The sequence below is a fragment of the Adhaeribacter sp. genome (assembly GCF_057359045.1).
Window position 1 is genome coordinate 1 of record NZ_JBMQUD010000122.1, and the last position, 24,351, is coordinate 24,351.

Below are 24,351 nucleotides of genomic sequence, written 5' to 3' on the forward strand. Positions count from 1 at the left end.
TGGTACCCATGGTTATTGGTACCGTGGCAGTTTATTATATTCTTAATTTTAATTTACCCTCGTCGGTGTTGCTGGCCAGAATGTTTGCTTCGCATACGTTGGTGGCCTATCCCATTACCGGTCGTTATGGTATAAATCGCATTAGAGCGGTAACGTTAACCATTGGCGGTACCATTATTACTGATATTCTGGCCCTGTTGGTGCTGGCCGCCATTGTGGGTATGTACAAAGGCGATATCAGCAGTGCTTTCTGGATCAGGCTGGCGGTTTCGTCGGTAATATTTGCGGCCATTGTGTTTTTGGTATTTCCGCTGATTGCGCGGTGGTTTTTCAAAAAGTTCGACGATAATATTTCGCAGTACATATTTGTGTTGGCCATTGTTTTTCTGGGCTCGTTTCTGGCCGAAGTAGCCGGCTTGGAAGCTATTATCGGGGCCTTTTTGTCGGGGCTGGCCATCAACCGTTTTATACCGCATGCCTCGCCATTGATGAACCGGATCGACTTTGTAGGTAATGCCCTGTTTATTCCTTTCTTTTTAATTGGGGTAGGCATGCTGGTTGATTTTAGTGTGCTCTTTAAAGGGCTAGGCGCCTTAAAAGTAGCCGGGGTAATGATTGTGCTAGCGGTTATAAGTAAGTTTATAGCAGCCTGGCTCACCCAAAAAAGTTTTAAACTATCACCCGACGAAAGGCAAATGATTTTTGGGCTGAGCAATGCGCGGGTAGGGGCCACGCTGGCTGTGGTGTTGGTAGGTTACAACGTAATATTAGGCGAAACCCTGACCGGTGAACCTATTCGGTTGTTAAACGAAGATGTTTTAAATGGTACCATTTTAATGATTCTGGTTACCTGTACCATTAGCTCTTTTGTGGTAGAAAAAACATCGCAACGCATTGCTTTAGAAGAAAACAGCCACAACAGTGCTGCCGGCGACGAGCCCGACGAAAAAATCCTTATTTCGCTGGCTTACCCCGATACCGTAACCGACTTAACCGACCTAGCTTTGCTGATAAAACCGCACAAAAGTAAAGCGCCTATTTATGCTTTGCACGTAAGAGACGAGCGCGACGCTGCGGGTAACAGCCAGACGCTGGGTAAAAAAATGATGGATAATGTGATAAAACATGCCGCCGCTACCGACAACACCGTGGTACCCATCAACCGCTTCGACTTAAATATTAGCAACGGCATTATTTATACCATTAAAGAACATAATATTACCGACTTAATAATTGGTTTGCACCGGCAGGCACATGCCGCCGATGGCTTTTTTGGCCGCGTAACCGAAAGAATCCTTTCCCGCATTTCCGAAACCGTTTTTATTTACAAAGCTGCTCAACCTATAAATACCCTTAAGCGCATTCTGGTGGCGGTGCCTCCCAAAGCCGAATACGAACAAGGCTTTAAACATTGGTTCGAGCGCATCCAAACTATTTCGCGGGGTACCGGTTTGCCGTTGTTTATTTATGCCGAACCCCTTACCGTAAAAATATTGCAGCGCCTGAACGAAAGCGATAAATCGCCGCTAAATATTACGTTTGAACCTTTCCAGAACTGGGAAGAGTTTTTGATCTTTAGCCGCGAAGTAAAGCAAGACGATTTATTTATTATTATTTCGTCGCGCAAAGGGCATTTATCTTATCATCCCGAAACCGAAAAATTACCACATTATTTAACTAAATATTTTAAGCAAAACAGCTATATTATTTTGTTTCCGGAGCAACTAGAAGGAGCGCCTAACGTCAATTTGGGTCCGCTGGAAGAAAATGCCGAGTTTATAGACAAAGCGGGAAATTACATGCGAAATATTTTCCTGGCCAACGACGAAAGAAACGAAAAGAGGAAAACTTAGCCAGTTTAATTGTTTGGTTTTTTCTGCCGTAGCTATGCTTAATTAAGTCAGAGAAAAGTTTCGGGACCAAAATATAAATTAGTAGAGCCATTAACCCTTATAAAATCAAAAACATATTTTGGAATAAAACGGAACACCTTGTAACTTGCAGTTGTTTATAACAAGTCTAAATAAGCATAAGGTGCAGAAACAACAACGTAGTGTCCGGGATCTTAAAATAGGAGAAAAAGGTACCATTTGCTGTCTGCAGGATCAGGAAATGTCGTTGAAACTGCTGGAAATGGGTTGTATACCCGGCACAGAAGTTAAAATGAACAGCAAAGCCCCTCTGGGCGACCCGGTAACCATTATTGTAAACGATTATACCCTTTCTTTGCGTTTAGACGAAGCAGCAACCATTATGCTCAAATAGTAGTCTATGGCAGAAGTGATAGGAACGACAGCAGCAACGGTAGTAAAAACTCCTGCCAAAAATGCGATCTCCAAAATAGCCCTTATTGGCAACCCAAACTCGGGCAAATCCTCTTTATTTAACCAGCTTACCGGCCTTAACCAAAAGGTGGGTAACTTCCCCGGCGTTACCGTCGATAAAAAAACCGGTATCAGCCACCTCACGCCGCAGCACAAAGTCCAGATAATAGACTTGCCCGGTACGTATAGTCTGTACCCCAAATCGCTCGACGAGAAAGTAATTATTGATTTACTGTATAACAAAAAATCGGCTTTATATCCCGATGTTTTAATTATTACGGTAGACGCCTCTAACCTGAAACGGAATTTATTGCTGTATACCCAATTGGCCGATTTGGGCATTCCGGCCGTTTTGGGCCTGAATATGACCGATGTGGCCGAAACGCACGGCATAAAAATTAACGTAGAGCAACTGCAACGCGATTTAGGCGTGCCGGTGGTGCCTATGAATGCCCGCAATGGTGTAGGTATTACGGCCTTAAAAATATTGGTATCGCAACAGCTGGAAAAGCCAGTTAAAACTTTTTACCAGATACCCGAAGAGCTGATGGTACTGGTGCGGCAAATCCGGTATTATTTTGAGCTGAAAAACGATTATCTGGCCCTGCACTACGCGCACCAGTATAAAAAATTATCGTTCCTGAGCGAATCAGATAAAAGTTATATTGAAGAGCTGCGCGAGCAATACGGCTTTAATTCTAATACGCTGCAGGCCAGCGAAACCATAGAACGATATACGGTAATAAATGAACTGCTCCTGGATTCGGTAAAAGTAACCCGCGCCGAATCGAACGAAAAATTCAGCAACAAGCTCGACCAGGTTTTAACCCACAAAGTCTGGGGCTATTTAATATTTTTTGGGGTTCTGTTTATGATGTTTCAGGCCATTTTTGCCTGGGCCACGTACCCCATGGATTTAATTGATTTGGGTGTAGCATCCTTAAACCAGTTTATCCAAAGTCAGTTTAGCGGTCCGTTGGTTGATTTGCTCACCGAAGGCGTAATTGCTGGTTTGGGTGGCGTATTAATCTTTATTCCGCAAATTGCCTTGCTTTTTGCCTTTATAGCGGTGCTGGAAGAGACTGGCTACATGGCCCGCGTTACGTTTATGATGGATAAAATCATGCGTAAGTTTGGCCTGAACGGTAAAAGCATTGTGCCGCTTATTTCGGGCGTAGCCTGTGCCGTGCCAGCTGTTATGGCGGCCCGCAACATCGATAACTGGAAAGACCGGATGATTACGATTTTTGTAACGCCGCTCATGAGCTGTTCGGCCCGTATTCCGGTTTATACCGTACTGATTGCGCTGGTAGTACCCGAAAAATATTACCTTGGCTTCCTGAATTTGCAGGGCATTGTACTCATGGGCTTGTATTTACTCGGTTTCCTGGCGGCTATATTCTCGGCATTGGTCATGAAACTGATTTTAAAGGCCAAAGAGCGCAGCTACTTTATTATGGAGTTTCCGGTGTACAAAATGCCCCGCTGGCGAAATGTAGGCCTTACCATTATCGAAAAAGTAAAAGCCTTTGTATTTGAAGCTGGTAAAGTAATTGTGGCTATTTCGGTAATATTATGGGTTATGGCATCGTACGGCCCCGGTAATGCCATGGAAACAGCCGAGCAGCAGGTACGGCAGCGTGCGGTTAGCCAAAATTTATCTGAAGAAGAAGTAAATAATTTAATATCGTCGCACCAACTGGAGGCCTCTTACGCCGGCTTGTTTGGCCGGGCCATTGAGCCGGCTATCCGGCCGCTGGGCTTCGACTGGAAAATTGGCATTGCTTTGCTTACTTCCTTTGCCGCCCGCGAAGTGTTTGTGGGTACCATTTCTACTATTTACAGTGTAGGCGATTCCGAAAACATCAGCACCATTAAAGAAAAACTATCCGCCGAAAAAGATGCTACCGGTCAGCCGTTTTTTACGCCGGCCCGTTCTTTCTCGCTGCTGATATTCTACGTGTTTGCCATGCAATGTATGAGCACGCTGGCCGTGGTGTACCGCGAAACCAAAAGCTGGAAGTGGCCCATTATGCAGTTAATTTACATGAGCGGCCTGGCTTACGTTAGCTCGTATATTGTTTACCAGCTTTTTAAGTAAACAAAGTCAATTTTAACTGTTTCGGTAGGCCGGTAAGATTTTGATTGATTTCTTACCGGTTTGCTATTACCAATATACTGGCGCGTGTATCTATCATATCTGCCAGATATTCCTGGAACCTCCTCTTTTTTCATAAATATTTTACCTGGCTAAGAATACTTTCCTGCCATTGCTTTCTTAATGAATTTTCCGTTACCAAGTCTACTTTCCTGCCCAAAACAGATTCCAAGAAACCTTTAAGGTCAAAAGAAACTAACCAATACCTCTTTTACAAGTCACAATAATATCCACGTTAGAACCTTCTGAATAATCGCCTCTGCTATAGAATAATAGCAGCCTTTTAAATTATAAAAATAGTCTCACTTATACAACAAAAACACCGCCGGTTGCTTGTGCAAATCCGGTAAATTCTTCTTCCAGTTGGCAATGGTATCGGTTTTGATAAACTCGTTGGAGGCGGTAATATTGGCAGCCACGCAGAGGCGGTAAGTGGGGGTGAGGTGTTGGGTTACATCCTGGAGGAGTTGGTTGTTGCGGTAAGGCGTTTCCATGAATATTTGCGTTTGGTCGCGTTGCAGCATATCTTTTTCGAGGGTGCGGATGGCCTGAATGCGGTCTTTTTTTTCGATGGGCAAATACCCGTGAAACGCAAACGATTGGCCGTTAAAACCCGAAGCCATAAGCGATAGCAAAATAGCCGATGGGCCCACCAGGGGTTTTACTTGTATGCCCTGCCGGTGCGCAAACTTTACTACTTCGGCTCCCGGATCGGCTACGCCGGGGCAGCCCGCTTCCGAAATAATACCGGCGCTTATCCCGTTCTGCAAAGGCTGCAATGCTTTTCTAACTTCCGCTTCCGACGAATCTTTATCGATTACTACAATTTGCAATTCTTCAATTACCTTGGTCGGGGCTACGGTTTTAATGTAGCGGCGGGCCGTACGGGCATTCTCCACAATAAAATAAGAAAGGCCACTCACCGCCGAAACCACTTCGGGTGGTATAACGGTGTGGGCCGTATCTTCGGCTAAAACAGTCGGAATTAAATAAAGCGTGCCTGAATTTTTAGTGGTCATATTAGAATAGCGGCCTGGAAGTAGGTAAATCAGTTTCGGGATAAAATTACAACTTGCCGGGGCTATATCCAGCGAAATGCATTTTTTACCCAACTTAATTTACCCTCGTAGGGTGGGTAGCGCAAGGGCAAATCGGGGCGAAATGGTTTTTTGAGTACGCTTTTATGGTGCGAAAAAGCATTGAAACTGGCTTTGCCGTGGTAATTGCCCTGGCCGCTGGCCCCCACGCCACCAAAAGGCAAGTGCGGATTGGCCAAATGCGATACGGTTTCGTTCAGGCAGGCTCCTCCCGACGAGGTTTGCGCCAACACCGTAGCCTGGGCCTTTTTATTACGCGAGAAAAAATAGAGCGCCAACGGTTTAGGCTGGGCATTTACCTGGGCAATGGCTTCGCTTAACGTACGGAATGGCAATACGGGCAGCAGCGGACCAAATATTTCTTCCTGCATAATAGGGTGGTGCCAGTTTACCTCTGTAATCAGAGTAGGAGCTATGTATAATTTCTCGGCATCGGTTTGGCCGCCCGTATAAACCGTAGCGCCTGGCAGCAGGTTACTGAGCCGGGTAAAATGCCGCTGGTTAATAATGCGGGCAAAATCGGGACTTTGGGCTGGGTTAGGGCCATAAAATTGGGTAATGGTTTGGGCCAGTTGCGCGAGAAAAGCCGGTAGTATATTTTCCTGGACCAGCAGGTAATCGGGGGCAACGCAGGTTTGGCCGGCATTCAGGAATTTACCCCACACAATACGGCGGGCAGCAAGCTTTAAATCGGCGGTTTGGTCAACAATACACGGGCTCTTGCCGCCTAGCTCCAGCGTAACCGGAATTAGTTGTTTGGCTGCGGCTATGGCTACAATTTTGCCCACCGGAATGCTGCCGGTAAAAAATATTTTATCGAAAGGCAGTTCCAACAGCGCCTGGCTGGTTTCGGGCCCGCCCTGTATTACTGCCAGGTATTCTGGCGGAAAATGCTTTTGTATAAGTTTAGCCGTTATTTCGCTAGTAGCCGGGGTTAACTCCGATGGTTTTAAGATAGCGCAGCCCCCCGCCGCGATAGACCCGATTACCGGCGACAAGGTAAGCTGAAACGGATAATTCCAGGCCCCGATAACCAAGGAGACGCCATAAGGCTCAGGATATATATAATCGCGCGACGGAAAATTAAATAAGCTACCCTTTACCCGTTTAGGTTTTATCCATTTTTTCAGGTTACGGAGGGTAAACCTAATCTCAGAAAGCAAAATACCAATTTCGGTAGCGTAGGTTTCAAAAGCCGGCTTCCCAAAGTCGGCGGCCAAAGCTTTTGTAATTTGGTCTTCTTCTTCCTGAATGGCCTGCATGAACCGCTGGAGCATTTGTACCCGGAAACCCAACGGCCGGGTACTGCCGCTGGCAAAATATTCTTTCTGGTGCTGGATTACAGCGGCTAACTTTATGGCAGATTCTTCCATTATAAAGCGGGTTAAGTCCTTTCTCTTCATACGAAAAGAAAATATTTTAGCTTAACACCACACTTTAGAGCTGGGGTTGTAAATATTACGCCAACAAAAGCACTACTGGAACTAGTCTAAAAAATGAACTACCTGGTTGTAAAATTCCTGCGGTGCTTCGGCGTGTACCCAGTGGCCGGTATTGGGAATGGTTTGGAGTTGGGCCACCGGAAAAAATTTCTCAATCAAAGGCATGTCTTCATCGGGTTTAATATACCGCGAGTTGCCGCCTCGTATAAACAGGGTTGGTTTTAAAAATGGTTCTTCGGCGGTTATTTCTTTGCCTACTTCGTCTATGTGGGCCTGAATAACCGGAATATTCATGCGCCAGGCAAAAGAATTATCTTCTTGCCGGTACAGGTTTTTCGCTAAAAAAAGCCGTACATCTTCTTCCTGAATATATTGGGCCAGGGCTTCGTCTACTTCGGTGCGCGATTTAACCTGCGCCAGGTTTACGGCATTCAGGGCCGCCAGAATATCCTGGTGGTGTGGCCGGTAATATTTAGGGGCAATATCTACTACAATTAATTTAGATACTTTATCGGGGTGCGCCAGGGCAAAGTACATGGCCACTTTGCCGCCCATAGAATGTCCCATAATAGCAGCTTGGTCCAGCTGTTCATCCTGCATTAGTTCCAGAATATCCTGGGCCATCAGGCTTTGATTAAAATCGGGACTGTGCGGCGAGCGGCCGTGGTTACGTAAGTCTACCAGGTATATTTTATATTTCTGGGCTAAATATTTAGCCAGGGTTTGCCAGTTATCAGATAAGCCAAATAACCCGTGTAAAATAATGAGGGGCGAGCCCGCGCCCATTTCCCGGAAGTGTAATTTCATAAGCTGAGATTAAATAAAGCAGATTGATTTATGCTGCACCTGAATGCGGTTTTGATTAATAAACCGGGTAAGTTTATCCAGGGGCATTAACAGCGAGGTAAGCGTTATCAGGCTGCCGTTTTTTATTTCGAAAGTAATGTACTCGTAGTTGCTCCAGAAAAAACGCCCCGACCGGCACTGTACCCGCGTTACCCGCACAATATCTTCTTTACGGTAAAAGAGCTTTTTCCGGACGTCGTAAATTTTAAACGTTTCGTTTTTCTTGTCGAGTTCTACCAGCTTCTGGAAATCGTTGAAAAAGTATTGGATGTGCAAGGCAAAAACCGGTAACGAAAAAGACGCCAGCACCACGCCCAAGGTTAAAAGCAAAGAGGCTTCTAACGGCGACTGACGAGGCGAAACAATGTAGGTAACCAACAAAGGTGCCGCTACCATCAGGCAGAGCAAAGCCCAGAAAAGCATAAAAAAATGCCGGCTGGGGTCAGGTACATAAACGCTGCGTTCTTTAGATAAGAAGCTGATTAAAAACCGCAAAGCATACAAAAAAGCGGCTACAAAGGCGAGGGTCTTTAGTAATTTTATGTATATCGGCAGCAAGATAAATAAAGTATAGTTTGTTAATGTTTGTTTGGATTTAGCGCTACGGCCTAACCAGGGGTTAAAATATACCCCAGGCAGGTGTTTATGCCGGTAATATTTTACCGGCAAATATTTTTAGTATGGGCGGGCATTTGCCTTAAAAAACGCCCACATCCGGATGTAAACGCCTGTTGCTTAGGTTTTAGTTCGGAATATTGGTCTTAGATATAAGAATAATATTCCGAACTAAAACCTGAGCCAAAATATACAAATTTTAGGCTGGCGGCCACCAGGTTCTTGTCCGGAGGACCTGTTTCCTAAACATTTACCCGCAGGTAGTTATTCATAAAAGCCAGCTCTGACTTATTTAATAACCAATTACAACGCTCTTTACCAAAGGCTACTACCTAAACCAACTGCCGCAAATAAAGCTGAATGGTATTTTCTAAGCCATAATACAAAGCATCGCAAATAAGGGCGTGGCCAATAGAAACCTCGAGCAAGCCCGGTATATTTTGTTTTAAATACTTCAGGTTTTCTAAATCCAGGTCGTGGCCGGCATTAATGCCTAAGCCCAGGGCCACAGCCCGTGTGGCGGCGGCGGCGTAAGGTGCCACAGCAGCCGTGGGGTCTTGCAAATAGCCTTTGGCGTAGGCTTCGGTATAAAGCTCTATGCGGTCGGTGCCGGTTAGGGCTGCGCCTTCTACCATTTCTATTACCGGGTCTACAAATATCGAAACGCGGATGCCCAAGGCTTTTAAGTCCGAGATAATTCCTTTTAAATAAGCCTGGTGCTTAATCGTATCCCAGCCGGCATTGGAGGTAATGGCCTCGGGGGCATCGGGTACCAGGGTTACCTGCTCGGGTTTTACTTTCTTTACCAGGGCCAGAAATTCCGGGGTGGGATTCCCCTCAATATTAAATTCCGTTTTTACCAGTGGTTTTAAATCCAGTACATCCTGGTACCGAATGTGGCGCTCATCGGGGCGCGGGTGTACAGTTATACCCTGGGCACCAAAACGTTCGCAATCCAGTGCGGCCTGTACCACATCGGGCCGGTTGCCGCCGCGGGCATTCCGGAGGGTAGCAATTTTGTTTATGTTTACACTTAACTTGGTCATGAATAAACGTATTATTTAATCTTTGCGGGCCAGGTAGGTTAAATATGCTGCTCCCATATTTTTAACTGCTTAATGCGCCGAAACGCGTTAATTAAATTAAATGCCGGTAGCCAGGCCAACAACCTACGTTTGCCTGTTGGCAAATAAATAATAAAAAGGCAATAAACGAAGTTAAACCTGCGGTTTATACTGGCATTTTGCGTTAACCTGTAGTCAACCTTTACATCTGGCCAAAATTGGGCATTAAGTAAAACAGTTTTTCTTGCGCAGTTACCACTGGCAAAGTTACCTTAAACCCTGCTACTGTATAACCTGTCTGAATGTAAAGCTGATTTACAAAGCAGGTATTTAGTTAAGAAATAGGCCGGGTTGGTTAAAAATGATCTTCTTGAGCGTATCTGAAGGCCAGCTTACAGGTTTAGGTTTATCAGTTATTTTACCATTACCAGAGCGTTGCAGGTTGATATTGTTTTTTAATATAGGAAAATTTTTATGCGATATTTTAATTTTAAAAAAAATGTATTTGATTAGTAGTTAGTTAGCCTTTTATTGCCACTACGTATGCAGAAGCCACTTTTCCTCCGGTTCCGGATAACTAAAATAATAACCGGATTATGCTTTGCCTTTGTTTTGCATACCGCTTTGGGTGGCGTGGTTTGTGCCCAGGTTTTACCCGGTACAGCGGTGCCTGCCGATTCTTTACAGCCCCAGGTTTTACAGCGCTCCCTGCAATTATCTTTTGATTTATCTTTTACCCAACCCAGTGAGGCGCTAAGGTACGGACGGCGGGCTTTAACCATTGCCCGGCACTTACATAAACCAACAGAAGAAGCCAAGGCATTAGAAAATATTGGCTACGTTTACTACGATCGTTCTGCTCTGGATTCGGCCAAAATCTATTTTAATCAGGCTTTAAACATCAGCAAAAAAATAAAAGATTTAAAGGGGGAATCGGACAGGCTAAATGCTTTGGGGCAGGTAGATTTTAAGCAGCAAGCCTACGCCCAGGCGCTAAATAAATATAATTTGGCGCTCCGGCTTTTGCAGCAAGTTCCGGAAGCCTCGCCGTCTTCCGGCATTTATAATAATATTTCGTTGGTGTATAAAAATATTGGCGATTTCCCTAAAGCTACCGAAAACCTGCTAAAAGCCCTGGCCTTAAACGAGAAAGCTGCCGACCAGCGTAGGGTATGTCTTAACTTATCTAACCTGGGTTTTTTGTACCGGGAAATGAATGATTTAGCCAAGGCTTTACCTGTTTTGCAGAAATCGTTGGCAATGGCCCGTAAAATCGAGAATAATAAACAAATAGTAACTGCCTTAATAAATTTAGGTCTGGTTTATACTGAGCTGGGCGATGCCGGCGACACCTTACAGTATGGCCCGGCCTGGCGTTGTTTACAGGAAGCTGTTACGGTAAGTCAGGCTTTAGAAGAGCGCCGGAACGAAGCCATTGCTTACCACGATTTGGCCCAGATTGCCTTAGCCCGCAAACAGCTGGCGCTTAGCCAAACGTTGGCAGTGCGTTCGCAGCAAATAAAGTTAGCTATCGGCGAGAACCAAGGGCTAATGCACAGTTATACCCAACTGGCAGCCATTGCGCAGGCCAACGGAAAGCTGCGGGAAGCAGTTGCCTTTTCGGAAAAAGCCTTAACCTACGCTAAGCATTACGGCACTTTGTCGGGCAAAAAACAAGCTTTAGCGTTACATGCCCGTTTGCTTTCGACCAGTGGTAATTACCAGCAAGCTTACAGCACATTAGCCCAACACCAGTTGGTAGCCGACAGTCTGCTGAACGAAGAAAAAGCCAAGGCGGTAGTTATGGCCGAAGTGGCCTACGATACCCATAAAAAGCAACTGGCTATTAACCGTTTGGAAGCCGAAAAAAAAATACAACAGCAGCGTAATTTTTATTTAGCCGGTATGGCGCTGCTGGTGGTAATAGGGGCGGCTTTGTTTATTTTATTGCAGCGTAAAAAACTGTTGTTAAAAGAAAAAGAAAATGCCATGCAGCAACTTAAGCTGGAGCACGCCACCCTGGAGCATGCCCACCTGAAAGACAAGCTGGAAAAATATACCCGCGAATTAATTCAGAGCAACGAAGCCGTTTTACAATTGCAGGAGCAGCTAACCTTGGTGGCAACGGAAAATACAGCTACGCTAACGGCCAGTAAAACCGAGCTTTCGAGTTTAAAAGTACTTCGGGAAGAAGACTGGCAACATTTTAAAGAATTATTTCAAACAGTTTATCCTTCTTTTTTTACTAACCTCAAAACCAAATATCCTACTTTGTCGGCCAACGATACCCGGTTGGCCGCATTATTCCGGTTGGGGCTAACTACCCGCGAAATGGCTGGCGCGCTGGGTGTAGAAATTGAAAGCGTAAAAAAAGCCCGCCACCGGCTGCGCAAAAAACTGGCCTGCGATTCGGAAAGAGATCTGGCCGAATATTTTACAAGCTTAGCGTAAGTTGGGCAAAAGAAAAGCAATAGGGAAACGGCCGTACCGGCAAAATGGATTGCCTTAAATATATTAAAGGTTGTATTTTATAAAATTACCTGAAGTACACCCAATATTATTAAGAAAGCAAAAAGTATGCAACCCAGGCTTACCGTATTAACTCTAGGGGTAGATGATTTAGAAAAAGCCGTTGAATTTTACAGAGATGGCCTGGGCTTGCCGACAAAAGGCATTATTGGGAAAGAGTTTGCCTACGGCGCGGTTGCCTTTTTTGAGTTGCAGCAAGGGGTAAGATTGGCTTTATGGCCCAGAAAAAGTATTTCGCACGATACCAATTTAACGCAAGCAAAACCCGCTGCTACCGATTTTACCATTGGGCATAATGTAGCGAGCAAAAAAGAAGTAGATGCAGTAATGGAACAGGCAAAAAAGGCCTGAGCAAAAATTGTTAAACCCGCCCAAGATACATTTTACGGCGGTTATGCCGGTTATTTTCAGGATCTGGACCAACACTTATGGGAAATTGTCTGGAACCCGGGCTTTGAAACGGACGAATAATTTATTCAAAGCAACAAAAGCACCACAATAGGTATAAAACTAGGGTTTCGCCAAATTAATTTTTAGAAATAGATGGGGCAAAATGTTAAAGAACGCTTATTACCCCAAGTCATAATTCTTAATTTTTAATTTGACGAAGCACTAGATGAAAAAAATAAGGCGGCAATTACCAGCCTTTACCATAAATCTTTTCCAACCTCTCGATCAGCCTACAAAAAATACCTGCCGGTAAGCTCTCCTTTTTACACCTGCAATCGGGACACAGAGATACAATGGCTGATTTGCTATAAAATTTCAATTTCTTTTCGTCTACTCTCGCAGGCTATCTTCGGAATAGAAAGTCATACCGGCAACTTACCGTATAGGCTAATTACCTGTTTTACTCCTTAAACAGAAAATTCTTCTGCAACCAAGATTCTGGCATTCTTTGAATTCTGTATAGGGCTGGCTTGCAAGGGGTGTGTCCTGATAATAGCCTTTTTACACCCGAGTACGGCAAATATTAACCGCTACAATATTCTCCGAGCCAAATTGGTCTTCTGCCCACCGTCTTTAGGTTAAGCTTTTTGCTGGCTATTAAGGTCCGTCGGCAGTATGGCATGGCCAACGCTTAATGAAAGATTGTTTTGTAAGTTATTGATTATTTGATTCTTATAAATTGTCACCCTAAATGTCCACCCCTTTTTTTACGTTTTTTTCGGAATAATATTCACCTTCCGGCCTACTTCTACAACATGGTCAGCGGTACAAGCACAGTTTTTTAACAGAAATATTATACCAGCGGTGGCGTATCTGCCACCGCATTGGGTAGCGGGTAATTATTGGTTTTTAAAGGATTAAAACATTTATAAATACGGCAATATGATAAAAATTTACTCATCTGTACGTGATAATGCCCGGCTGCTGCTTTGGTTAGGGGTAAGTAGCTTATTATTTGGGGTGGGTGCTGTTCCGGGCTTAAGCCAGAGCATTCCTGTCACAACGGCTTCGGGCACTGCCCGCGCGGCTTTAATCGCCGGTCGCGATTTAGCCGAAAACCAGCACCTGGACCAAGCCCGGTACTATTTTACCAAAGCCTTAGCCAACGATTCCAGTTGTGCCATAGCTTATTTATACCTGGCCCAGGTATCGCCGCAACCCAGTATGGCTTATGTTAAAAATTTAAAACAGGCTATTGCCTGGCAGGATAAAGCTTCGGCCGGCGAGCGCTTACTTATACAGATAGAGCAGGCCCGGGCCAACGGGCAACCAGCCCAAGCTGTTGCTTTGCTCCAAAAGTTAGTGCAAAAATATCCGAACGACCAACGAATTTATTTAGCGCAGGCCCATTTTTACCTGAGCCAGGTCGATTATACCGCGGCCGCTGAGATTCTTAAAACCGGAATAAAAATAGCCCCCGACTTTCCGCCGTTTAGCTTGTGGCTGGGTCAAATAGCGGTAAATACGGGGCAATTTCCGGTTGCCGATGAAGCTATCCGTAAATACCAGCAACTGCTACCCGATGAACCGCAAGGTTACCTGGCAGCGGGCAATTTATACCTGAAAAAAGGCCTTTACCCGGAGGCGACCAAATCTTTTGCGGCCGCTTTGCAACGCGACCCACAGTTTTACCCGGCGTATATAGGGTTGAGCACGGTTCATGTGTTGCAAAATAAGCCTGCCGAAGCCCGCGAATATTCCGAAAAACTATTGGCGCTAGCCCCTGATGAGAATTGGCACCGCCAGGCTCTATTTGCTTTAAGTGTTATTTATATAGACGAAGGTAAATATGATAAAGCTTTAATAGAAGCAAAGAAAAGCCTGGATTTGGCCCGGAAGAGCCCGGATGCCTGGGCGCAGGCTGCCGCCCATAACCATGTAGGCAATATTTACCTGGCGCAAAATAATATTTCTTTGGCCTGGGCGCAGTACGAGCAGGCCCAGAAACTGGCCGAACAGGCCGCAGGTTTTGCCAACTGGAAAAATGCGGCCCGACTAAGCTTTCTGGCCCGGGAAGTTGAAATAGCCTTAGCTGATAAAAATGCTACGGTTGCCCGCCAAAAGCTTACGGCTTACCAAAAACTGGCGGTTGCTTACGAAGATGTACTGGCGAAGCAGGATGCCCAGCGTTTACGCGGATTAGTTGCTATGCAGGAAAAGCAATACCAAACAGCTATTCTGGCGTTTAGCAAAGCCAACCCCTACGACCCGCGCACCTGGTACCTGGCCGGAACCGCGCAGTTAGCCCAAGGCGATAAAGCCCAGGCCCGGTTGCATTGGGCAACAGCCGCCCAGTTTAACCAACTGCAGTATGAATACCTGCTCATCCGCCGCAAGGTTAAAATATAAAACGGCCTTTCTACGGGAATATCAAAACCCACAGCAACTGCTTTTCTCTCTGGAAAATCGGCTTTAAAACTTACCCTCATATCTACCGGTGCGCTTGAGTGTAACCTAAACTACAGCGGCTTGCCTCAGCGCTGTCCAGATATTGCCCTGCCCACATGATTTTATAATGCTTTAGATAAAAATGTTTTTACCCTTTAATCAATTTCTAACCACTAAAAACTACTTATGAGAAATTTGTACCCGCCACCCCGTACCATGCCGGGCAAAAACGCACGCTACTGGGTAATATTACTCTGGGCGCTTTGCCTAACTCCTTTTTGGGCATCGGCCCAGCATACCATTACCCGCCATACCAGTGAAAGAAGTGATTACCACCATCGTATTAGTTTTACCGGCTGGCGGGGCGATTGTTACCATTGGTTTGAGGTAATTGGAGGTGCCAATGGGAACAGTGAGCCCGACCATCTTAAATATTGGCAGCAGGAAATTGGTACGGCTACCAGCGGTTCGGTTTATTATCCCATTGGGCCCAACCGCACCATTAGTCCGTTTTGGGTAGTAGCCGATTATTCTGCCGGCTGCGGCGACGATGTGATTTTTAACAATGGCCCCTACTCTTATACTACTGATCCTATTTACCGGCCAACCAATGTAACCGCTACCAGTGGTGCCGCTTACGAATATATTGATGTAAGCTGGAAAAAAGGATCGCATATACCAGATGTGGTAAACCATGTGGTAAATTATACCGGTAACTGGAACTACGGTACGGTACAAGAAAGAAGATTAAAATATAGAATTTACCGCGATAATGGCACTACACCGGTGGCTACCCTTAATGCCAACGGCAGCGACATGACCTGGCGCGATACCAATGTGAGCCCCGGCGAAACCCATACCTACCGCGTAACTTCTTACACCACCGACTGGGGAACCCACGAATCGACCTTAAGTACTACTGCTACCGGTTCCACCAAATCGGCCGGCGTAACGGTATCGCAAGGGGCTTATGCCAATCGCGTTAATATTACCTGGCAAAACCTTTCGGCATTTGCCGAGAACGTAAAAATAATGCGCTCCAAACCCGGGGTAGAGCCCGGCAACCCGGTAAATATCGCTAACCTCGAAGAACTGGAAATTCTAAATAAAAATGCTACTTCTTACAACGATTTCGAAGCAATTCCGGGCTTTAAATACAATTATTACATCTACCCGATCGCTTCCGGAACAGAATACAAACCTTCGCGCGGTGATGGCTACCGGGCAGCAAATGGCGTTATAAGAGGAACCATAAAATCTAAGTTTGGCGCGGGCGTATCGGGCGTTACCGTTACGGTTGCGCAAAAAAGCACCATTACCCCAGCCGGTGCCGTTACGTACGCCTCTTATACCACTACCACCGACGAGACCGGCTATTATGAAATAAAAGGTATTTATTATTATACCGAAGGCGAATTTAATGTTACGGCCTCCAAAGGTACCCACGTATTTACCAAACCTACCATTGTCCGGAAACTAGACCTGAATACACCGGTTGTAGCCGGGGTAGATTTTACCGACGAAACCGTGTTTACGGTACAGGGTAAAGTTACTTGGCCCAGCTCCTGCGGTATAAAAGATGTAACCATTCTGATTAACAACGAAGACCGGGGCATCCGAACGGATGCGCAGGGGAATTACAAAGTAGCCTTGCAGGAAGAAGGTAACTATACTTTTAAACCCAAATACCTGCACCACACTTTTACCACCGTAGCTACTCAAAATGTAACCGGCGATATTTCAGATTTAAATTTCCAGGATACCCAAACCGATGTGTTAAAAATTGTGGTACAGGGTGGCTGTGAGCGGTCGATTGCGCAATCGGCCGTAGTGGAACTAACCAACAACGATGGCGGCGTAATTTGTTATCAGGTAAACCATACGGTGGGTTCTACGGGCGTACTTACTATTGCTAACCTGCCGGCCCGGGCGTATGAGGTGCGGGTAAAGAGCATTAATACTGGTAATGGGGGCACTAACTCCAATATTATGTACCAGTTTGCGAACAAAGTAGTAAAAGTTAATTTAACGGTACGCGATACCTTAACCACCAAAGACTCGGTAGCGGTAGTTACCCAAATACCGGCAAAAACTGAAACTTTACCTAATGGTAAGGTGGTAACAACGCCCGCTCGCACCGATACTACTTACAATGTTACAACTACCAAAGCTGAAATTTCCCCCATTGCCGAATTTATTTATCGGGCACCGATAGTTGTAAAGATAGATTATGCGGCGGCTGGTATTGATAGTGCCTGCTCCGGACCTAATCAAATCCGGTTAATGGAACAAGGTATGAAGTACCGGATGGCCATTTATTTTGCCGAGCAAAGCGCTAACGGCATTCCGGGTTGCCCCATTAATTCCGGTAAAGTAACCCTTTACGATTTTGTGGGTGATGAGCCGCAGCCCATTACGTTGGATATTAATGAGCATGGTTATGTATATTACGATTTAGTGGCAGGTAACCCCGAAATTGCCGTGAGTACCATCCGTAACCACCAGAAACTTTTTTACCTGAAAGCCGATATTGGCTTTTTAGATCCGGTGGTTAAAGAAGACTGGTTTATGGTAACCGGTTCTAAAGTAGGAGCCCCCTCGTTTGTAACCCGTTCCCCAGATTTGCCCATGTTGGTTTTGCACGATCCACCAGGCGATAAGAGCTACATGACCATTTCTAAAGGTACTAGCTTTACGCAATTCCAGACTTCGGAGGTGCTGGTAGGCGGCGAGGCCGGCGCTTATGCCAACCTTCTCATTGGCGCCAAAGTATTAACCCCGTTTTCGTCGAACGGAGCCGGTACCACCATCGACTTTAAAGCCGTAGCCGGCCGCGATAATTTTAATCGTTCCGGCATGTATACCACCATTACTTTTACCGAAGATTATTCTACTTCGCCGGAGTTTGATTACGTGGGCAACCTGGGCGATGTGTATATTGGCGCTGCTTTTAACCAGGAGTTTTCATTTGCCGATGAGCTGACATTTGATAAAAATAATTGCGAAGCCAATATCAAAACCACCGCTTCTATGGCCATGACTGATTTCGCCACCACGTTTATTTATACCGAGCGGCACATAAAAGAAACTTTAATTCCGCTTCTGGAAAGTTTGCGCGATGCGGCTATTACTGCCGGCGACACCGAAGAAGCTAACCGGAATATTTATGCCCTAATTGCCTGGAAAAATATTCTGGAAAAGAACGAAAAGAACCGGAACCAGGATGCCGAGTTTAAAGAGAATATTTCTTTCAGCGCCGGAGCAGCCTATACCAATACTTCTACCGTCGATACCACCTCTTCTGAATCTTACGAATACAACCAGTTTGTAAACCTGGATTTGTCTATTGGTGCTAAAATCGACAATGAATCGGGGGCCTGGTTCGATAGCCAGTTTGGGGTTACCGCCAGTTTCCGGTGGTCTACTACCAACACTTCGGGTTCTGATAATACCACTACCCAGACCGTAAGTTATCATTTAGAAGACGATGACAAAGGTGATTTTATTAGTGTAGATATTTTAAAGGATAAAGCCAAAGGCGTACCCGCTTTCCGGATTAAATCCGGAACTACCAGCTGCCCGCACGAGCCCGGTACCCAGGCCCGCGACATGTCGCGCATCCAGGTTTTTCCGCCGACAGTTAGCAATGTGCCCCTAAATACTCCCGCCGTATTCCGGGCTGCCTTAACCAATCAAAGCGAAAGCCGCGAAGCCCGCGAATACCAGGTTAAAGTAATTAGTACCACCAACCCCGATGGCGCCATTGTGAAGCTGGGCGGCCAGATTATCAACAGCGATCCGGCTACTTTCTGGCTCGAGTATAACCAGGTGCTTAATGCTACCTTAACCATTGAGCGCGGCCCGTTGGCCTCGGTGTACGAAGGCATTCAGTTACTCATGTACCCCACCTGTCAGGAAGTAGGTAGCGGCGCTTCTACTTCGGAGCTGATAAACGTGTATTTCCAGAGCCAGTGCAGCAACGTAGCCCTATCGCTACCCGGTGACGGCTGGAAAATAACCAAAAGCAGCAGCAACAGGCTGAATGTGGCGCTTACCGGATACGATAAAAACAACCCAACGCTCGAATCGGTAAGTCTGGAATACCGCCGCAAAGGCGAAGGCTGGTCCCGGGTAGTTACCTACTTAAAATCGGCCGGCGCTTTTGAACAACCTTTTATTGATTTTCAGTGGAATGTGACCAATTTGGCTGATGGCGAGTACGATTTGCGGGCCGTGGTTTCCTGCGGCGAAAACGGTACTACCACCTCCAGTGTCCAAAGCGGCATCATCGATCGGAGTTCTATTGCACCTTTTGGTACACCCACGCCGGCCGACGGTTACCTGAAAAAAGGCGAAGAAATCAGCGTGACTTTTGATAAGCCCATCTACGGCGATTTAGCCCATTACGACCCCAATATTTCAACACCGGTTATTACCCTGGTGCGGAAAGACACCGGGGCGAATATTCCGGTTACACCGCAAATTTCCGGAAATAAATTAATCATCCAAACCAATCCGGCCGCGCTGATTAATACCTTAGAAGGCGTTGAGCTAACGGCCACCGTAAGCGACCTGCAGGATTTGAGCAAAAACGTGCAGAAATACCCGGTAATCTGGAGTTTTAAAGTAAATGCCGCGCCGGTATTCTGGGATCCGGCCGAGTTGATTGCTTCGGCCCAATACGGCCAAGTAGAAAATTTACGCGCCGACCTGAAGAATGCCACCAAAATAACCAAAACGTTTACGATTACGGCGCATCCTACCTGGCTAACCCCGGTTACAACTACCGGCGCCATGTTGCCCGAAAATGCCTATAAGCTAAGCTTTAAGCCAAAAGCCGATTTATTACCAGGCGTTTATACCGGCACTATTACCGCTAAGGTAGATGATAAAGTACTGGAATTGCCAGTTAAATATGAGTTGCTGGGTATTCCGCCGGCTTGGGCGGTTAATCCGGCTAATTACCAGTACAGTATGAATATTGTGGCGCAATATAGCCTGACCAATGCCAACGCACCTCTCTCTACCGATGCCCGTGATGTAATTGGGGTGTTTGTAAACGGCCAACCCCGGGGTAATGCCCGCATTGAGTACGTGCCTAATCTAAATGTTTACGCTGCCTTTATTACCGTGTATAGCAACGAACCTAATTTGCGCCAGGAAACCTTAAACTTCCGGATGTGGAATGCCCTTACCGGCATAGAATATGGGGCCCAGGAAACGACTTACTTTGTACCGGATGGTACTTTGGGTACGGCCCGTGCGCCTTATATTTTGCACATGAAAGGCATGCTCCAAACCATTCCGCTAACCCAAGGCTGGAACTGGATTTCGTTGAATGTAGCCAGCGACGATATGAGTTTAAATACCTTGCTGCGTAGTTTGGTTTCGGATGATGAAACAAAAACCATGACCATTAAATCACAAACGCAGTTCTCGGAGTATACTGCCAAACACGGCTGGAAAGGCTCTTTAAGTACCCTCAATACCCAATCGGGTTATTTATTGTACTTGTCGCATGGCCCCGATACCCTCCGGGTGGTAGGTAATAAATTAGCTACCATTGCGCCGTTAAACCTAACGGGCACCTGGAACTGGATTGGTTACCCGCGCAGTAAGAGCAGCGATGTGAATGAAGCTTTGGCCTCGCTCACAAATAAAAACAGCGCTATTGTTAAAAACCCGCTCTCTTTTGCTACGTACGAAGCCGATAAAAATACTTGGGTGGGCAGCCTGAAATTTATGTATCCCGGTATGGGCTACAAATTAAAGTTGGCTGGCAATGGCACCCTGAGCCAAACCCAAAACGGCCGTACAAATAGCTACGAGGTAAAAACGCAAAACTACGAGTACAACATGACCATAACGGCCTTGATGTACCTGAACGAAAAGGAGCCAGCCGATGAAAATTATCAGCTGGGGGTATTCATCGACGGCATCTGCCGCGGGGTGGCGCAACAGGAATATCTGCCTGCTTTAAATGCTTACCGTGCTTTCCTGACCCTGCACGGTGACTTAACCGATGCCGGAAAGCTGCTAACGTTTAAAGCGCTTAACAAGCAAACCGCGCAGGATATTAGTTTGCAAACCAGCAGCCTGGTATTTACCCCCGACCAGATAGTGGGTAGCGTACAAAAACCGTTCGAACTCCGTTCTGGCACCTCTATTGCGGGTTACAACCTGGTACAGAACTACCCCAATCCGTTCCAGCGGGAAACAACCATTGGCTACAGCTTACCCGAAAAACAAACGGTAAAAGTAGTAATCTATAACCAATTAGGAGCCGTGGTAAAAGTTCTGGTAGATGAGGTGCGGCCAGCCGGTAACCACGAAGTTACTTTCCGGGCCAACTCCCTGGCCAGCGGTATCTATACCTACCAAATGATTGCCGGTGACTTTGTAAAATCGTTGAAAATGGTAGTGGTAGAATAAACCATAATTTGGTTTTCTTTTAAAAGGGATTGATGCGGCCTAAGCCCATTAGTCCCTTTTTTTATCTCCTAAATTGTTGTAGATTAATAGCGGTATAAATTTGGCACCGGGCTATAAATAAACCAGATTAAAAAATCCTGCCGACAGGCCAGATAAAATAACTATTTTTGCGGGTAAACGCTTGTCAAACTTTTATATTAATCCGTTACTTTGTGTTAGGCTTATTTTATTTACTTAAGTAAAGATTAATAGGAGTAAGTAATACAAGCAAGAACTACAAACCAAAAACTATGAGCTTAAAAGAAAGAATAGAAGCCGATATTAAAAAAGCCATGCTGGCCAAAGACAAAACCCGCCTGACGGCTTTGCGCAGCATTAAATCTTTAATATTACTGGCCGAAACCGAAAAAGGCGCGCAAGAAACCTTAACCCCCGAAGCTGAACTTAAATTATTAAACAAAGCGGCCAAGCAACGTCGCGAGTCGGCCGAGGTTTACGCCAAGCAATTCCGCAGCGACCTGGAAGAAGTAGAACGCGCCGAGCTGGCCGTAATAGAAGAATACCTGCCGCAGCAATTATCGGAAGGCGACCTCGTAGAAAAAATTGTAGAAATAATTCAGCGGGTAGGTGCGCAAGGGCCTTCTGATTTAGGCAAAGTAATGGGTGTTGCGGCGCGCGAATTAAGTGGTCAGGCCGATGGCAAAGCCATATCGGCGGTGGTAAGCCGTTTACTAAATAATACCAACGCTTAATACCTTGTCGGCTTTTGATATATTTTTGGCTTTGCCTTTAGCCTACGGTATTTTCCAGGGTTTCCGGAAAGGGCTGTTACAGGAATTTGTGTCTTTGCTGGCTTTGGTACTGGGGTTTATTCTGGGCTTAAAATTATTAACTACGGTTATACCGGTAGTGCAGCAATATATTGGCAATGCCTACGGTTTGCTGCCGTTTATATCTTTTCTGCTGATATTTTTCGGGGTAATTCTGGGAGCCCGGTTTTTAGGCGGTATTTGCAAAAAAGCATTGGATTTAACCCCGCTGGGAATATTCGATAATTTATTGGGTGGCTTGTTGGGCGGGTTAAAAATATGCCTGGCGTTAAGCTTGCTTTTATACGTGTCGGGCTTGGCGGGCGTGGCCGTGTCTAATACTACACTTAAAGAATCGGTGGTGTACCCCGTGGTAATAAAAGCTACACCGTTTGCCCTAGAAGTAATGAGCTGGCTTTTGCCTTTTGTTAAAGGTGTTTTGGCAACTTTAAAAGATATATTTTGAACAGGTCTGGTTAAACGTAAACGAGTAATTGGGCAATATTTTTTAATTATTAAATTTAATCAGCCAAAACGGAAGTCCTAAAAGCAGATATTAAGTTTACCCCAAGAATTTAAGCGGGTTTGGTTAGTACATATCCTATGCTTAAATACCTATAGATAGAGGCCATAGGCTACGCTATGGGTTGGCAAAGCAAATGCTATTTAAAAAACTGATTACTAAAAGCATACCCGGTGATATTGCTGTTAGATAATTTCGATTCTTATACCTATAACCTGCTGGATTATTTTGGCCGGTTGGGTATAACGGCTCACGTAATCCGGAACGACGTGCCGCTAACCGAAATTGAACAGCTCGCGTTTGAGGCCATTGTTTTGTCGCCGGGACCCGGTACCCCGCAGCAGGCTGGTAACTTGCTGGCGGTTATAGAAAAATATTGCCAAACCAAGCCCATGTTGGGTATTTGCCTGGGGCACCAGGCTTTAGGCGAATTTTTTGGGGCTACCTTAGAAAAAAGCATCCGGCCCATGCACGGTAAAATATCACAGATAATTTGCCGGCCCGATGCCTTGTTTAATAATTTGCCCGGCCAGATGCCGGTGGTAAGATACCATTCGCTGGTGTTAAAAGAACCCAGCCCGGTACTGGTGCCTTTGGCTTACACCGCCGAACAGGAACTGATGGCTTTCCGGCACGTATCATTACCTTTATATGCCTTACAGTTTCATCCGGAAGCAGCCTTAACTACGTATGGCCTGGATATGTTGCGTAACTGGGCCCAGGTAATAGGTATTCTGGGTAAATAAAAGGTATATTTTAAAACTCTGACCAACTAGCGCGTAAGCATGGAATTAGACATAGAAATTAAAGAAGAAGGCGAATACAGTTTTATTGATGAAGGTGAGGGCGAAGTGCTTTTACTATTGCACGGTTTATTTGGGGCCCTGAGTAATTGGGGCGGCGTGGTAAATGCTTTTTCAAAAGAATACCGGGTAGTTATTCCGCTTATGCCCATTTACGAGATGCCCCTGCACCGGGCCAGCGTACCCGGCCTGGTAGACTTTGTGCAAGGTTTTGTTAAGTTTAAAGGCCTCACCAATTTAACTTTATTAGGTAATTCTTTAGGCGGCCACGTAGCCCTGGTATATACTTTAGATAATCCGGAGCAGGTAAAACGGTTGGTGTTAACCGGTAGTTCTGGCTTGTTCGAAGATTCTATGGGCGGTTCTTTCCCGAAACGGGGTAATTACGAATACCTGAAAGAACGCGTAGAATATACCTTTTACGACCCGGCTACCGCTACCAAAGACCTCATCGACGAGGTATTTAGCATTACCAATAGTAATTCTAAATGCATGCGGATTGTTACTATTGCCAAATCGGCGCAACGCCACAACATGGCCAAAGACATTACCCGCATACAGGTGCCTACCTTGCTTATCTGGGGTTTAAACGATACCATAACGCCGCCGCACGTGGCGCATGAATTTAACCGGCTGGTCAAAAATTCCGAACTCCATTTTATTGATGAGTGCGGCCATGCGCCCATGATGGAACAACCCGAGCGATTTAATAGTATACTGAGTAACTTCCTGAAAAAAGAAATAAAGCAGCCGGAAAAAACCGCCTGGTTGTAAGCACCTCTAAATTCTTTTATATTAGGTAAAATAACCCGGGGGGGTGTTATTTTCTGGTAAGTTGTGCATAATAAAATGTAACAACTCCGGGGTTTTA

At 45.6% G+C, this 24,351-nt stretch carries 16 protein-coding genes; 11 read left to right on the plus strand and 5 right to left on the minus strand.

Features of this window, described 5'->3' with window-relative positions:
* The 3 genes from ACO1R6_RS18520 to feoB all read left to right on the plus strand — a co-directional run.
* Positions 1-1,853, plus strand: a 1,853-nt coding sequence (locus tag ACO1R6_RS18520; protein WP_486266547.1) for a cation:proton antiporter domain-containing protein, incomplete at its 5' end; no start/stop codon positions are given.
* A 181-nt stretch (positions 1,854-2,034) separates the two neighbouring features.
* Positions 2,035-2,265: a FeoA family protein gene (locus ACO1R6_RS18525; protein WP_486266548.1), complete on the plus strand. Its 231-nt coding sequence runs from the start codon at positions 2,035-2,037 to the stop codon at positions 2,263-2,265.
* 6 nt (positions 2,266-2,271) lie between these two features.
* Positions 2,272-4,425: a ferrous iron transport protein B gene (gene feoB / locus ACO1R6_RS18530; protein ID WP_486266549.1), complete on the plus strand. Its 2,154-nt coding sequence runs from the start codon at positions 2,272-2,274 to the stop codon at positions 4,423-4,425.
* 359 nt (positions 4,426-4,784) lie between these two features.
* On the opposite strand, the gene ACO1R6_RS18535 is transcribed toward feoB, so the two are convergent.
* The 5 genes from ACO1R6_RS18535 to ACO1R6_RS18555 all read right to left on the minus strand — a co-directional run bounded on the left by ACO1R6_RS18535 (position 4,785) and on the right by ACO1R6_RS18555 (position 9,528).
* The gene (locus ACO1R6_RS18535; protein ID WP_486266551.1) at positions 4,785-5,501 is read right to left on the minus strand and encodes an SAM-dependent methyltransferase; all 717 of its coding nucleotides are present in this window, start codon (positions 5,499-5,501) and stop codon (positions 4,785-4,787) included.
* A gap of 62 nt (positions 5,502-5,563) precedes the next feature.
* Entirely contained in the window at positions 5,564-6,982 is a 1,419-nt protein-coding gene (locus tag ACO1R6_RS18540) for an aldehyde dehydrogenase (RefSeq protein ID WP_486266552.1), read from the minus strand.
* An 81-nt stretch (positions 6,983-7,063) separates the two neighbouring features.
* Positions 7,064-7,828 carry an alpha/beta fold hydrolase gene (locus ACO1R6_RS18545; RefSeq protein WP_486266554.1) on the minus strand — a complete coding sequence of 255 codons (765 nt, stop codon included), beginning with the start codon at positions 7,826-7,828 and terminating at the stop codon, positions 7,064-7,066.
* Between the two features lie 9 nt (positions 7,829-7,837).
* Positions 7,838-8,425 carry a PH domain-containing protein gene (locus tag ACO1R6_RS18550; RefSeq protein WP_486266555.1) on the minus strand — a complete coding sequence of 196 codons (588 nt, stop codon included), beginning with the start codon at positions 8,423-8,425 and terminating at the stop codon, positions 7,838-7,840.
* 389 nt (positions 8,426-8,814) lie between these two features.
* Positions 8,815-9,528 carry a pyridoxine 5'-phosphate synthase gene (locus ACO1R6_RS18555; protein ID WP_486266557.1) on the minus strand — a complete coding sequence of 238 codons (714 nt, stop codon included), beginning with the start codon at positions 9,526-9,528 and terminating at the stop codon, positions 8,815-8,817.
* Positions 9,529-10,089: 561 nt separating this feature from the next.
* Here ACO1R6_RS18555 and ACO1R6_RS18560 point away from each other — a divergent pair.
* From ACO1R6_RS18560 to ACO1R6_RS18595, 8 genes are all read left to right on the plus strand, one after another.
* Positions 10,090-11,997 carry a tetratricopeptide repeat protein gene (locus ACO1R6_RS18560; protein WP_486266558.1) on the plus strand — a complete coding sequence of 636 codons (1,908 nt, stop codon included), beginning with the start codon at positions 10,090-10,092 and terminating at the stop codon, positions 11,995-11,997.
* Positions 11,998-12,123: 126 nt separating this feature from the next.
* The gene (locus tag ACO1R6_RS18565) at positions 12,124-12,426 is read left to right on the plus strand and encodes a VOC family protein (protein ID WP_486266559.1); all 303 of its coding nucleotides are present in this window, start codon (positions 12,124-12,126) and stop codon (positions 12,424-12,426) included.
* Between the two features lie 981 nt (positions 12,427-13,407).
* Positions 13,408-14,874: a tetratricopeptide repeat protein gene (locus ACO1R6_RS18570; RefSeq protein ID WP_486266560.1), complete on the plus strand. Its 1,467-nt coding sequence runs from the start codon at positions 13,408-13,410 to the stop codon at positions 14,872-14,874.
* A gap of 225 nt (positions 14,875-15,099) precedes the next feature.
* Positions 15,100-21,345 (plus strand): T9SS type A sorting domain-containing protein, encoded by a 6,246-nt coding sequence (locus tag ACO1R6_RS18575; protein WP_486266561.1) that lies wholly within the window; start codon positions 15,100-15,102, stop codon positions 21,343-21,345.
* Between the two features lie 290 nt (positions 21,346-21,635).
* The gene (locus tag ACO1R6_RS18580) at positions 21,636-22,097 is read left to right on the plus strand and encodes a GatB/YqeY domain-containing protein (RefSeq protein WP_486266562.1); all 462 of its coding nucleotides are present in this window, start codon (positions 21,636-21,638) and stop codon (positions 22,095-22,097) included.
* Between the two features lie 4 nt (positions 22,098-22,101).
* Positions 22,102-22,620: a CvpA family protein gene (locus ACO1R6_RS18585; RefSeq protein WP_486266563.1), complete on the plus strand. Its 519-nt coding sequence runs from the start codon at positions 22,102-22,104 to the stop codon at positions 22,618-22,620.
* Between the two features lie 230 nt (positions 22,621-22,850).
* Entirely contained in the window at positions 22,851-23,423 is a 573-nt protein-coding gene (locus ACO1R6_RS18590) for an anthranilate synthase component II (protein WP_486266564.1), read from the plus strand.
* A gap of 39 nt (positions 23,424-23,462) precedes the next feature.
* Complete coding sequence (locus ACO1R6_RS18595) at positions 23,463-24,254, plus strand: alpha/beta fold hydrolase (RefSeq protein ID WP_486266565.1); 792 nt, start codon at positions 23,463-23,465, stop codon at positions 24,252-24,254.
* Positions 24,255-24,351: the final 97 nt, after the last annotated feature.